The organism is Stenotrophomonas sp. STEN022, from assembly GCF_056760155.1.
Map to the genome: position 1 here is coordinate 1 of NZ_JBRREG010000035.1, position 12,942 is coordinate 12,942.

Sequence of the window (12,942 nt, forward strand, 5' to 3'; positions counted from 1 at the left end):
TCCCGCCCCGTTCGCCCCGAGCCATTTGGGGCGGGGGCCCACCCGAACCGCCCCTGGCATTGGGGGTCGCGGCGCCCGCCGCGAAACTGGCAGCAATGAATCGATGCTCATGTCTGCCAGTCGGGTGGATCGGTAGCTTCGCGGCTGACGCCGCTCCCACAAGATCACATCGGGTTTGCGTGGAAAGCCCCAGCCGAGCATGGCTCGGCTCTACCTGCATGCGGCTATCCACAAAGGCTGTGCCCTGTGGTGCCTACAAGCTGTGGATAAACCTCGGCAGGCCTTGTGCTGCTGGGCTTTCGAGTTGCTGGTGATATTTTGATCAAGGCCAGCCCAGCCCGGTCAGCTGCCCGCCAAGCTGGCGACGCTACAATGGCCAACCTTTTTCCAGACTGGAGCTGTCCATGTCCCGCCAGATCATCAACACCGCCAACGCCCCGGCCGCCATCGGCCCGTACTCGCAGGCGGTGCGCGCCGGCAACACCGTGTATTTCTCCGGCCAGATTCCGCTGGACCCGGCGACCGGTGAAATCGTCGCTGGCGACGTCACCGCGCAGGCCCGTCGCGCCTTCGACAACCTCAAGGCCGTGGCCGAGGAAGCCGGTGGTTCGCTGGACAAGATGGTGCGCCTTGGCCTGTACCTGACCGACCTGGGCGAGTTCGCCAAGGTCAATGCGGTCATGCAGGAGTACTTCCAGGCCCCGTTCCCGGCCCGTTCGACCATCGAAGTGTCGGGCCTGCCAAAGGGCGCCGCGTTCGAAGTCGACGCGATCATGATCATCGACTGATCCGCAGCGCGGATTCGGTGGTGAAGCAGATGCCCGGGAAACCGGGCATCTGCATTTCAGTTTGGCGGCAAACGGGTTCCGCTCGGGGTCTGCCCGGTCCAGCGCTTGAAGGCGCGGCGGAACTCGCGCGCGTCATTGAAGCCCAGCTGGTTGCCGATCGTGGCAACAGCGAGCTCCGGGTCCTGCAGCAGTTCCAATGCGCGCTCGGTGCGCACGCGGTCGTGGACCTCGCTGAAGCTGGTTTCCTCGTCGGCCAATTGCCTGCGCAGGGTGCGCTCGCTCAGGTGCAGGGCCAGTGCGATTTCGCTCATCTGCGGGTTGTCACGCAGCCGTGGCCGCAGCTGGCGCTCGACTGCAGCAGTGGTTTCGCCGCGCGAGGCCAGCGTTGCCAGTTGCGCGTGGCACATCGATAACGCCTGCTGCGAGGTCACCGGGTTGTAGCTGGCAAACGGCAGCTGCATCCAGCGTTGGTCCAATACCAAGGCGTGGCGTGGCTGGTTGAAGCGCAGTTCACAGCGGAACAAGGCCTGGTACTGGCCGATGCAGGCCGGTGCCGGGTAGCCAAGTTCCAGCCGCAGTGGGCTGAACTCGTTGCCTGCCAGTTCGCGGCCCAGCATCACGATGCTGGAGAACATCTCCTCGCAGAGGAACTGCAGCAGGTCGTTGGCTTCATCCGGCGCGCTAGCGACGATGGCCAGGCTGTCGCTGCCGCCGTCTTCCAGGGCCAGGCTCATCAGCGGGCCGAGATTGCGCTGGTAATCCAGCCCTATCTGCACCGCGTCGCCAAACGTGCGTGCCGTTTTCATTGCCAGGCCGAGCAGGCCGAAGTTGCCGCCGTTCTGGTTGCCGCCCATGGCCAGGCCGACCCCGTCGATGGGGAAGGTTGGCAGGGCGCGGCGTATCACCTCGATTGCCTGCCGGTAGGAAATGCGGGCACTGGGATCGTTCAGCTGCGCCGCGCTCAACTGCAGCCCGTTGAACCAGTTGTCGCTGCTGACGCCGCGTTGCTCGGCCAGCAGCAACAGGCCACAGAGCATGTTGGTTGGAACGTTGGCGATGCTCAGGCGGTCGCCGCCGCCGATCCTGCGATGCATTCAAGCCCCTCCAGCTTGTCCGCTTTGCCCCCCCAAGTATGCCGTTCTTGCCCTTCGCGTGAACACTGCCTGAAGGCCAGACTGCGCCCAACATCTGCCACCGTATGGGAGCAAGTCATGCAGCGCAGCATTACCTGGGCGGTTTCCGCCACCTTGGCCGTCATGGTCGTCGGCTGCCAGAAGCAGGCCGAACAGGCACCAAGCGTGGCTGCGGCCGACGGGGCATTTGCGGCCACGCTGCAGGAACGCCTGCTCGACGCCAAACCTGGCGACGTAATCGACATCCCGGCCGGCCGCCACCAGTTCGAGCGCAGCCTGAGCCTGCGCGCCGACGGCGTGACCATCCGCGGCGCGGGCATGGACCAGACCGTGCTCAGCTTCAAGGGGCAGAAGGCCGGTGCCGAGGGGCTGCTGGTCAATGGCGACAACTTCACCATCGAGAACCTCACCATCGAGGACTCCAAGGGCGACGGGCTGAAGATCAGCGAGTCGGAGAACATCACCATCCGTGGGGTAAAGGTGCAGTGGACCGGCGGCCCCAGCACCAAGAACGGCGCCTATGGCATCTACCCGGTACTGACAAAAAACGTACTGATCGAGAACACCATTTCCATCGCTGCCTCCGACGCCGGGATCTACGTCGGCCAGTCCGACGGGGTGATCGTGCGCAACAGCCGTGCCGAGCAGAACGTGGCCGGCATCGAGGTCGAGAACACCCGCAACGCCGACGTCTACGACAACGTTGCCACCGGCAACACCGGCGGCATCCTGGTGTTCAACATGCCGGGCCTGTCGCAGCAGGGCGGCAATATCCGTGTGTTCAACAACAAGGTCATCGCCAATAACCATGAGAATTTCGGCGCCAAGGGCACGCCGGTGGCCAGCGTGCCTGCCGGTTCGGGCATCGTCATCAACTCCAACGATGACATCGAGGTGTTCGACAACGAGGTGCGCGACAACGCCACCACCAACATCATCGTCTCCAGCGTGTATTCCACCGGCTACAAGGACAGCAGCGCCTCGCCCAATTTCGATCCGTATCCGGAACGCATCTACATCCACAACAACACCTTGTCCGGCGGCGGTGATTCACCCGACGGATTGGATCTGAAGGCCTTGAAAGTGGCGATGTATGGCTTGACCGGCAACTTTCCGGATGTGCTGTGGGATGGCTATTACAACAAGGAGCGCATGGTCGATGGGGTCAAAGTCGGTCCGCAGATCTGCCTGCGCAATGTCAGCGGCGTGATCAATGCCGATGGTCCCGGCGGTTACAAGAACCCGAGCAAGGATGCGAAACCATTTGAATGCGATCTGCCGCGCTTGCCGGCCATCGATCTGAAGCGTGGTTGAGGCCTGGGCATGCGCAATCTGATGGTGCGGGTGATCGTGCTGGTGAGTGTCCTGCTGATGCTGGTGGGCTGCGGCAAACCGGCTGCGGTGCATTTCTTCGAGCAGGGCCAGCCGGCGACGCTGGATGAGTGGCATGTGCTGCGCATCCGCGATGGCAAACTGACACTCAATGAAGGCGTCGTACCGTATGACTTGAACACACCGCTGTTCAGCGATTACGCGCACAAGCTGCGCACGGTGTGGATGCCCAAGGGCCAGGCCGCTGGTTACCAGCCGGAGCACGCCTTCGACTTCCCGGTCGGCACCATCCTCAGCAAGACGTTCTACTATCCGCTGCCGGCCACAGGTGCTGCTGATGGAACGTCGGTGGCGCGTACGCCGCCATCGCAGTCCTCGTTGCATGAGGAGAGCCTGGACCTGTCCAAGGTGCGTCTGATCGAGACCCGGCTGCTGGTCCACCGCAAGGAAGGCTGGGTGGCCTTGCCCTATGTCTGGAACCCGCAGCAGACCGAGGCGACCTTGCAACGCACCGGCGCCAGCGTGGATCTGGAGCTGGTTGCCGCCGATGGCTCGCGCGAAGCCCTTGCCTACCAGGTGCCGGACCAGAACCAGTGCGGTGGTTGCCATATCACCGACAACCGCTCGCGCAAGCTGCTGCCGATCGGCCCCAAGGCGCGCAACCTCAATCGCGATTTCGACTATCTCAGCGGCCACGACAACCAGCTCGCGCATCTGGTCAAACTCGGCTATCTGAAAGACCTGCCTGCACCGGCACAGCTGCCACGCGCGGCCGATGCCACTGATCCCGCCGCGCCGCTGGAGGCGCGTGCACGTGCTTATCTGGACGTGAATTGTGGCCATTGCCATAGCCGCACCGGCCCGGCCATCACCTCCGGCCTGTGGCTGGACGCACCCACTCGGGATCACCTGAAGCTGGGCATGTGCAAGCAGCCGATCGCAGCGGGCAAGGGCACTGGCAACCGCCGCTACGACATCCAGCCGGGCGATGCGGATGCCTCGATCATCGCCTACCGCATGGACAGTGATGACCCTGCGGTGATGATGCCCGAGGTTGGGCGGGCGGTGGTGCACCGCGAAGGCGTGACCTTGATCCGGGAATGGATCAACGCGCTGGAAACAAACTGCGACACGGCTGGCGAAGGCCAGCCCGGCAACACCGGCCCGCCGGCGGTCTGACGCCGGCATACACCTCACTGCGTGGGAGAGAACGCGATGCGAGTGAAGCAACGGAATCTGGTAGTCGGACTGCAGCGGGCCTTGGCCGGGCTGATGGTAGTGGGGACAGTTGCCCCGGCAATGGCACAGTCGGCGACGGAGGATGCTGCCACCACGCTTGATCGCATCACAGTCACCGCGCAGAGCCGGCAGCAGGAAATACAGGATGTGCCGATCGCATTGCAGGTAGTCGATCAGAACCTGCTCAACGACGTGGCCGCCGAGAATCTTGGCGACATCGACTCGCTGGTGCCGGGACTGGTGATCAGCGCGGTGCAGCCGACCCAGCCATCGTTCCGGCTGCGCGGCGTGGAGACCGACGACTTCGGCATCGGTACCGATCCGGCGGTAGGCATCTTCGTTGACGGCGTCTACGGCGGGCGTGGTGGTGGTGTGCTGCTGCCCTTCGTCGATGTGGAACGTATCGAAGTGCTGAAGGGCCCGCAGGGCACCTTGTTCGGCCGCAACACCGCTGCCGGTGCGATCTCGCTGGTGACCCGGCGCCCGCAGGCGCAGACCGAGGCGCGCGCCACCGTGCGCGTCGGCAACTACGGCAAGAAGTACGCCGATGCGATGTGGAACATCCCCACCGGTGACAACTCGGCGCTGCGCTTCAATGCACTGATCAACACCAGTGATGGCTGGTTCCAGGACGGCGCCACCGGCAAGGACCTGGGTGGCGAGAACGTCTGGGCCACCCGCGCGGCCTGGCAGAGCCGCTTCGGTGACAACACCACCGCCTACATCACCTGGGACCACGAAAGCCTGGACCAGAACGGCCGCGTCACCACCGGCATCGTGCCGTTGCCCGCCTATCCAGCGCGGCCGCCAGTACCGGTGGACCCGGACGACTATCTGGACCCGCGCAAGATCAAGACCTACAGCGATGCCGACAATGCCGAATGGCGCACCTTCGACGGCGTCAGCCTGATCGTCGACCACGCGCTGTCCTGGGGCAATTTCACCTCCACCAGCTCCTGGCGCAAGTACGACTCCACCAACCACACCGAGGAAGACGGCACCAACCGCTTCGATCTGTATGTGGACTCGAAGAACACCGAGAACAACGAGACCTTCTACCAGGAGTTCAAGTTCTCCGGCAGCAATGAACGCTTCGATTGGGTGGCCGGCGCCAGCTACTTCAACGAGGATGCGCGCCAGACCAGCGAGGTCAACACCAATACCGAGGCGGTGGACAACATCATCCGCAACATGGGCGTGGCCTATCAGCTCGGCATTCCCGATGGCAGCCTGTTCAATTTCACTTCGATGCTGGCGCAGATGAACGGCATCCCGATTTCGCTGGTCGGCGAGAAATGGAATGAGCGCTTCAGCAACACGTTGGGCACCACCTCGTACGCCGCCTTCGGTGATGTGATCTGGAAGGCCACCGATCGCCTCAACCTGACCTTCGGCCTGCGTTACACCCGCGACGAGAAGGACTTCACCTGGCTCAACACCCCGCGCAATGCGCCCGGCCTCGAAGCCAAGCTCGGCACGTTGGAGGCGCTGGGCTTCTTCCAGGCACTGGCGGGCATGGGCATTCCGATCACCCGCGAGCTGCTGACCTTCGACATGGCCTTCATTGATCCGCCAGCCATGGTTAACAAGGGCAAGCTGGTGCGCGACAAGAAGAGCTGGAGTGACTGGAGCCCGCGCTTCGTCGTCGATTACCACCTCAACGACGACACCATGGTGTTCGGCTCACTGGCCAAGGGCTACAAGGCCGGTGGTTTCAATGCGCTGCAGATCGGTCCGGCGTTCGAGAACGAGGATGTGTGGAACCTGGAAGTCGGCCTGAAGCAGAGCTTCGATCGCTTCTCCTACAACGTCTCTGTCTTCCACTACCAGTACGACAACCGGCAGGCGATCCGCCTGATCGATCCGGATCCGAACAATCCGGTCGATATCCCTGTCTACGTATTCGACACCAGTGACCTGCAGGCCACTGGCGTGGACTTCGACATGCGCTGGAAGGTCACCGATGGTCTGACCCTGGATGCGGCGGCCGAATGGATCGATTCCAAGTACAAGAATTACATGACACCGGAAGGTGTGGATCTTGACGGTGCGCCGACCGGTGAACCGCGCTTCACCGCCTCGGCGGGTGCGGTTTACGTGGCCGACCTTGGCGGCAACGGCCAGCTGCGCTTCTCGCTGCGCCACGCCTACCGTGGCGCGCAGCGCTGCAACGCAGGTTCCGACCTGCAGGGTGACTGCGGCATCAGCAAGGTGCTCAACATCGGCGAATCACAGCAGCGCACCGACGTGCGCATCGGCTGGACCTCGCCGCTGAAGCACTGGAACTGGGCGGTGTACGCCAACAACGTGTTCGACAAGCAGTACGTCCGCGGCCTGAACACCTACGGACGCGATCCCCTGGGCGTAGTCGGCGCAACCATCACCGACCCCCGCACCTACGGCCTGGAAATGACCGTGAAGTTCTAACGCTTGAAGCCCCTCTCCCCGCGGGAGAGGGGTTGGGGTGAGGGGCTGCAGCCCCGGTAAACCCAGCAGTCAGCACCAAGGCGCCAATCGACAAAGCAGCAGTAAACCAACACTTGGGGAGTAGGAAACCCCGGCGTCCAACCACGCCGGGGTTTCTGTTTGCAGCGCATGACGGCATCCTTATGCAATGTCTGCACGCCGTGACCTCGCCACCCTCGATCTTTCCACCGAACCACTGAGCCGCCTGGCCGGGGTCGGGCCACGGGTGGCAGCCAAGCTGGAAGCGCGTGGCCTGACCAGCTTGCAGGACCTGTGGCTGCACCTGCCGCTGCGCTACGAGGACCGCACCACGTTGTTGCCGATCCGCGCCTTGAAGGCCGGCATGGCCGCGCAGGTGGAGGGCAGGGTAGAGGCAGTGGAACGTGGCTTCCGTTACCGGCCGGTGTTGCGGGTGGCGATCAGCGACGATTCCGGCGCCACCCTGGTGCTGCGCTTCTTTCACTTCCGCGCCGCGCAGGTATCGCAGTTCGCCGTCGGTCGCCGTCTGCGCGCCTATGGCACACCGCGCGCGGGTCAGAATGGGCTGGAGATCGTGCATCCCAGTTATCACGTGCTCGGTGATGGCGAAGACGCTGCGCTGGGCGCGGTGTTGGACCCGGTGTACCCGGCAGTGGAGGGCATTGGCCCGGCCAGCTTGCGCAAGTTGATCGGCCAAGCACTGGATCGTTTGCCTGATGCGGCCGCCTTGGAACTGCTGCCGCCGGCCTTGCTCGCCGGCATGGGCCTGCCGTCCTTGCGCGAAGCGATGCTGACCATGCACCGGCCGCCGGCCGATGCCGATATTGGCGCGTTGGGTGCGGGTACGCACCCGGCGCAGCGCCGCTTGGCGCTGGAGGAACTGCTGGCCCACCACCTCAGCCTGCGCCGCCAGCGCATCGCCCTGCAGCAACATCGCGCGCCGTCGCTGCGTGGCCGCGACGGCCTGGTCAAAGCCCTGCGCGATTCCTTGCCGTTCAAGCTGACCGGCGCGCAGCAGCGCGTATTCGACGAGATCCGCAAGGACCTGGCCCGCGCCCATCCAATGCTGCGGTTGGTGCAGGGCGACGTCGGCTCGGGCAAGACCGTGGTCGCCGCGTTGGCGGCGATGCTTGCAGTGGAGCGCGGCAAACAGGTGGCGCTGGCCGCGCCGACCGAGCTGCTGGCCGAGCAGCACCTGAACAATCTGCGCAGTTGGCTGGAACCGCTGGATGTGCGGGTGGCCTGGTTGGCCGGCAAGGTCACCGGCAAGGCCCGCGCCAAGGTGCTGGAAGATGTGTCCAGCGGTCATGCACAAGTGGTGGTTGGCACCCATGCGCTGATGCAGGATAGCGTGGTGTTCAATGATCTGGCGCTGGCCATCGTCGACGAGCAGCACCGTTTTGGTGTGCACCAGCGGCTTGCCCTGCGCGACAAGGGCGCAAGCGCCGGTGTGGTGCCGCATCAGCTGGTGATGACCGCCACGCCGATTCCGCGCACCTTGGCGATGGCCGCGTATTCGGACCTCGATGTATCGGCCATCGACGAACTACCGCCCGGGCGTACCCCGGTGCAGACCATCGCCATCAGCGCCGAGCGTCGCCCGGAACTGGTGGAACGCATCCGCATTGCCTGCCAGCAGGGCCGGCAGGTGTATTGGGTCTGCACGCTGATCGAAGAGAGCGAGGAAGATGCCGGCCCCGGCAATGCACGCATGGATGCGCAGGCCGCGCAGACCACCTTCGAGACGCTGTCGGCGCAACTACCTGAACTGCGCATCGGCCTGGTCCACGGCCGCATGAAGGCGGCGGAGAAACAGGCGGCAATGCGCGCCTTCAAACAGGCCGAGACCGATCTGCTGGTCGCCACCACGGTGATTGAAGTCGGTGTCGATGTGCCCAACGCCTCGTTGATGATCATCGAGAACGCTGAACGCCTGGGCCTGGCCCAGCTGCACCAGCTACGCGGCCGCGTCGGTCGTGGTGCGACGGCGTCCAGCTGCGTGCTGATGTACCAGGCGCCGCTGTCGGCGATGGCACGTGAGCGCCTGGAAACCATGCGGCTGACGTCCGACGGCTTCCTGATCGCCGAGAAGGACTTGGAGCTGCGCGGTCCCGGCGAACTGCTGGGCACCCGCCAGACCGGCCTGGCCGCATTCCGCGTTGCTGATCTGGCCCGTGATGCGGGCCTGTTGCCGACTGTGCACGATCTGGCCGAACGCCTGCTCAGCGATGCGCCGGAATTGGCTGATCGCATCGTCAACCGCTGGATTGGCGGTGCAGTGCGCTACGCATCGGCCTGATTGCGTGCTTCCACTGTCATGGAGGCCGTGACAGACTCCATGGCCAACCAGAAGTGAAGCAGAAGATGAGCAAGAAGATACCGTTGCTGATTGATACTGATCCGGGCGTGGACGATGCGCTGGCACTGCTGATGGCCTTTGCCGATGAGCGCCACGACGTGGTCGCGCTGACAGTGGCAGCGGGCAATGTCGGCCTCGAATACACCGTGCGCAACGCGCTGAAGCTGTGCGAAGTGGCTGGCCGTGAAGACGTGCCGGTGTTCGCGGGTACCGCCGATCCGCTGGTATATCCGGCCGAAGACGCTGCGCACGTGCATGGCCGCGACGGTTTTGGCGACGTCGATCTGCCGTTGGCTGCACGCAAGGTGGAGGCCGAACACGCGGCCTTGGCGATCCTGCGCCTGTCGCACCAATATGCAGGTGAATTGCTGCTGGTCGCACTGGGTCCGCTGACCAATATCGCGCTCGCGCTGAAGCTTGATCCCAGTCTGCCGCAGCGCGTGAAGCGCTTCGTGGTGATGGGCGGCGCGATCACTGGCCACGGCAACATCACCCCGGCCGCCGAGTTCAATATCGCCTTCGATCCGGAATCGGCACATATCGTCTTCACCTCGTTCCCGTTCATCGAAGTCGCGGACTGGGAGGCCACCATCGCCCACGGTCTGCTGCACCGCGACGTCGAACAGTGGCTCGCTGCAGATACCGACAAGGCGCGTTTCTACGAACTGATCTCACGCCAGACCCGGCTGTGGTCGGAAGACAGCCGCGGCGAGCGCTGGTATGCCGCCGATGCGCTGGCGATGGCCTGGGCGCTGCAGCCGGAGGGCGGCAAGGTGGTTGAGCAACGGCCGCTGTCGATCGAACTGACCGGCACCCGTACCCGTGGTGCCACCATCGTCGACTGGAACCGCCAGACCGGTGTGGCGGACAATACGGCGCTACTGATCGGCTACGACCAGGCTCGCTTCGAGGCCCAGGTGCGTGGGGCGCTGCTGGGCCAGTAATGGCCCCGGGGAATGCTTCAGTAAGCACGACTTGCCTGTTGCGGCAAGTCGTGCTTATAATGGCCGTCTTGACCACCAGCCCACACGGTGCGAGCCCATGAAGGCCGATATCCATCCTGATTACCACAACGTCGTTTTCCACGACGTGACCTCTGATTTCAAGTTCCTGACCCGTTCGACCATGTCCTCCAAGGAAACGGTCAAGTGGGAAGACGGCGAAGAGTATCCGCTCGTCAAGGTTGAAATTTCCTCGGCTTCGCACCCGTTCTACACGGGCAAGCACAAGGTTATCGATACCAGCGGCCGCATCGACAAGTTCCAGAAGCGCTACGCGCGCTAATCGAACTGTTGTTGCTGCACAGACAACGGCCGCGCCCTGCGCGGCCGTTGTTTTGTCTTGCGTGTCGTACGGCTGAACCCTTGCGGAATCGGGCGGTTGTGCCAGTGCGACGCTGTGTCGCGCGGAAACTCCGGCTATAAGACTTTTGTCTTCGCAAACTGCAAATGCTGCTGTGCGATAATCGTCGGAACCGCAGTGGAAAACTGCGGAATTCCTTCACGCGCCTGCCCGCACCCCTTTCGTCAGGACAGGCGCCTTCCACTTGAGGAGCGCACACTGTGTCCGATCTTGATCAGGTCACGCTCAACGCCGGCGAAAAGTCGGTCGTTCTGCCTGTCGTCAAACCCGTACTGGGCAATAACTGTGTCGATATCTCGAAGCTGACCAAGGAAACCGGTCTCTTCACCTACGACTCGGGCTACACCGCCACCGCCAGCTGCAAGTCGGCCATCACCTACATCGATGGCGACAACGGCGTGCTGTTGTATCGCGGCTATCCGATCGAGCAGCTGGCTGCCAAGTCCAGCTTCGTCGAAGTGGCCTACCTGCTGATCAATGGCGATCGTCCGAGCGCCGACCAGCTGAAGGCTTTCGAAGCCGAACTGACCGCTGAAGCCGGCGTTGATGAATCCATCAACACCTTGATCGGTAGCTTCGCCAAGGACGCGCATCCGATGGCGATCCTGGCTGCCTCGATCGCGCAGCTGTCGGCCAAGTACCACGCGTCGCTGGACCTGGAAGACGCTGAACAGCGCCGCCAGGCAGCCGTGCGTCTGATCGCCAAGGTGCCGACCCTGTCGGCCCTGATCTACCGCCACGGCGCTGGCCTGCCGGCCAACAAGCCGGACACCTCGCTGGACTACGTCAGCCGCTTCCTGAAGCAGACCTTCGAGTCGGCTGATGGCAAGTACGATCTGAACAAGGACGTGGTCAAGGCGCTGGACCTGCTGTTCATCCTGCATGCCGACCACGAGCAGAACGCCTCGACCTCGACCGTGCGTCTGGTTGGTTCCACCGGCGCCAACCCGTACGCATCGGTCGCCGCTGGCGTCACCGCGCTGTGGGGCCCGGCACACGGCGGTGCCAACGAAGCTGTGCTGAAGATGCTGGAAGAGATCGGTTCGGCTGACAATGTCGAGTCCGCCGTGCTCAAGGCCAAGGACAAGACCTCGGGCTTCCGCCTGATGGGCTTCGGTCACCGCGTCTACAAGAACTTCGATCCGCGCGCCAAGGTCATCGGTGAGATGACCAAGCAGGTGCTGGGTCAGCTCGGCGTGCAGGATCCGCTGCTCGACGTTGCCGTCAAGCTGGAGCAGGCTGCGCTGCAGGACGAGTACTTCGTTGCCCGCAAGCTGTACCCGAACGTCGACTTCTACAGCGGCATCATCTACAAGGCGCTGAACATCCCGACCGAGATGTTCACGGTCATGTTCGCGCTGGGCCGCACCGCTGGTTGGGTGTCGCATTGGCTGGAACAGCAGGTTGATCCGGAAATGAAGATCGGCCGTCCGCGCCAGGTCTACACCGGCCACGACGTGCGCGACTACAAGTAATGGCAGTGGCGCAGCGATGCGCCGCCTCCATCACGACAAAAAACCCCGCTCCGGCGGGGTTTTTTTGTTGTGTGTCACTCAAGCAAGTGCAGATGGATGTCCGGTAGTGCCGAGCCATGCTCGGCAGGGACCTCACCGGGAATACCTCTGCCGAGCATGGCTCGGCACTACCTCTGCTCTTGCGCCAGCAGTTGCCTCAGTTGCGCTAATGTCGCGCGCGGCAGGGGCTTGCCGTCGTCGGCCGAAACCGGCGGCTGCCGCAATGCGTCTTCAGGCAGCACCACCAGCTCGAAGGCGATGCCATCGGCAGCGAACTCGCAGCCTGGATAGTGCTGTTTGGACGACTGTCCTGCCAAGCGTAGTGACCAGGTGCGCGCTTCGACAGGAATGCGCTGTTCGTGCAGAAAGCGCTGCACGGCATCAGGGTCATCGCAATGCAGGTGAAGGATGACCGGGCTGTCGCCGGTGGCCAGCCCGCTCAGCACTGCGCCGGTCAGGCGTGGTTGGAAGGACTGCAGGAACTGCATGGCCTGCAATGCTGATTCGCGACGCTCGTGCAGCGCGCCGGGTTGGCTGCTGGAGGCGAACAGCAGCTGATGCTCGCGCAATGCCTGCTCGATCTCGCTCAGGCGTGGCCACAAGGCTTCGCCGGCGATGCCAAGTTTTGCCGCGGCTTTGCGGCGCGCGTGCTCAAGATCATGAATGCCGCTTTCGGCGATCAAGCGAGCCGCCTCCTGCGCGATCAGTTGCCGCTCGCGGGTGTTGCGGAGGGGGGATTGCGGTGGCGATGACGGCATCGGCTTCCAGTC

At 63.6% G+C, this 12,942-nt stretch carries 10 protein-coding genes; 8 read left to right on the forward strand and 2 right to left on the reverse strand.

The features are described 5' to 3' along the window. Window positions 1-404 precede the first annotated feature (404 nt). On the forward strand, window positions 405-788 hold the full coding sequence (locus tag ACVOMF_RS09310) for a RidA family protein (RefSeq protein WP_057629049.1): 384 nt from the start codon (window positions 405-407) through the stop codon (window positions 786-788). A 56-nt stretch (window positions 789-844) separates the two neighbouring features. Here the strand turns inward: ACVOMF_RS09310 and ACVOMF_RS09315 are convergent, their stop codons facing one another. Continuing rightward, window positions 845-1,882, reverse strand: a complete 1,038-nt coding sequence (locus ACVOMF_RS09315) for an AraC family transcriptional regulator (protein WP_481509031.1) — start codon at window positions 1,880-1,882, stop codon at window positions 845-847. Window positions 1,883-1,999: 117 nt separating this feature from the next. Here ACVOMF_RS09315 and ACVOMF_RS09320 point away from each other — a divergent pair, with 117 nt between their 5' ends. From ACVOMF_RS09320 to ACVOMF_RS09350, 7 genes are all read left to right on the forward strand, one after another. Beyond that, entirely contained in the window at window positions 2,000-3,235 is a 1,236-nt protein-coding gene (locus tag ACVOMF_RS09320) for a parallel beta-helix domain-containing protein (protein ID WP_481509032.1), read from the forward strand. 9 nt (window positions 3,236-3,244) lie between these two features. Next, window positions 3,245-4,432 carry an SO2930 family diheme c-type cytochrome gene (locus ACVOMF_RS09325; protein ID WP_481509033.1) on the forward strand — a complete coding sequence of 396 codons (1,188 nt, stop codon included), beginning with the start codon at window positions 3,245-3,247 and terminating at the stop codon, window positions 4,430-4,432. A 36-nt stretch (window positions 4,433-4,468) separates the two neighbouring features. Next, complete coding sequence (locus tag ACVOMF_RS09330) at window positions 4,469-6,919, forward strand: TonB-dependent receptor (RefSeq protein ID WP_481509034.1); 2,451 nt, start codon at window positions 4,469-4,471, stop codon at window positions 6,917-6,919. A 187-nt stretch (window positions 6,920-7,106) separates the two neighbouring features. Further along, entirely contained in the window at window positions 7,107-9,236 is a 2,130-nt protein-coding gene (recG, locus tag ACVOMF_RS09335; RefSeq protein ID WP_481509035.1) for an ATP-dependent DNA helicase RecG, read from the forward strand. 65 nt (window positions 9,237-9,301) lie between these two features. Continuing rightward, on the forward strand, window positions 9,302-10,240 hold the full coding sequence (locus ACVOMF_RS09340; RefSeq protein WP_481509036.1) for a nucleoside hydrolase: 939 nt from the start codon (window positions 9,302-9,304) through the stop codon (window positions 10,238-10,240). Window positions 10,241-10,337: 97 nt separating this feature from the next. Then, complete coding sequence (locus ACVOMF_RS09345) at window positions 10,338-10,580, forward strand: type B 50S ribosomal protein L31 (RefSeq protein ID WP_054657059.1); 243 nt, start codon at window positions 10,338-10,340, stop codon at window positions 10,578-10,580. Window positions 10,581-10,858: 278 nt separating this feature from the next. Beyond that, window positions 10,859-12,133 (forward strand): citrate synthase, encoded by a 1,275-nt coding sequence (locus tag ACVOMF_RS09350; RefSeq protein ID WP_481509037.1) that lies wholly within the window; start codon window positions 10,859-10,861, stop codon window positions 12,131-12,133. A gap of 167 nt (window positions 12,134-12,300) precedes the next feature. Here ACVOMF_RS09350 and ACVOMF_RS09355 read toward each other — a convergent pair whose 3' ends face one another. Beyond that, window positions 12,301-12,930 (reverse strand): hypothetical protein, encoded by a 630-nt coding sequence (locus ACVOMF_RS09355; RefSeq protein ID WP_481509038.1) that lies wholly within the window; start codon window positions 12,928-12,930, stop codon window positions 12,301-12,303. Window positions 12,931-12,942 lie beyond the last annotated feature (12 nt).

Bases quoted from the DNA above. Each gene is read 5' to 3' on its own strand.
- ACVOMF_RS09330 (WP_481509034.1), top strand. From the start codon at position 4,469: ATGCGAGTGAAGCAACGGAATCTGGTAGTCGGACTGCAGCGGGCCTTG.
- ACVOMF_RS09325 (WP_481509033.1), top strand. From the start codon at position 3,245: ATGCGCAATCTGATGGTGCGGGTGATCGTGCTGGTGAGTGTCCTGCTG.
- ACVOMF_RS09310 (WP_057629049.1), top strand. From the start codon at position 405: ATGTCCCGCCAGATCATCAACACCGCCAACGCCCCGGCCGCCATCGGC.
- ACVOMF_RS09320 (WP_481509032.1), top strand. From the start codon at position 2,000: ATGCAGCGCAGCATTACCTGGGCGGTTTCCGCCACCTTGGCCGTCATG.
- ACVOMF_RS09355 (WP_481509038.1), bottom strand. From the start codon at position 12,930: ATGCCGTCATCGCCACCGCAATCCCCCCTCCGCAACACCCGCGAGCGG.
- ACVOMF_RS09315 (WP_481509031.1), bottom strand. From the start codon at position 1,882: ATGCATCGCAGGATCGGCGGCGGCGACCGCCTGAGCATCGCCAACGTT.
- recG (WP_481509035.1), top strand. From the start codon at position 7,107: ATGTCTGCACGCCGTGACCTCGCCACCCTCGATCTTTCCACCGAACCA.
- ACVOMF_RS09345 (WP_054657059.1), top strand. From the start codon at position 10,338: ATGAAGGCCGATATCCATCCTGATTACCACAACGTCGTTTTCCACGAC.
- ACVOMF_RS09340 (WP_481509036.1), top strand. From the start codon at position 9,302: ATGAGCAAGAAGATACCGTTGCTGATTGATACTGATCCGGGCGTGGAC.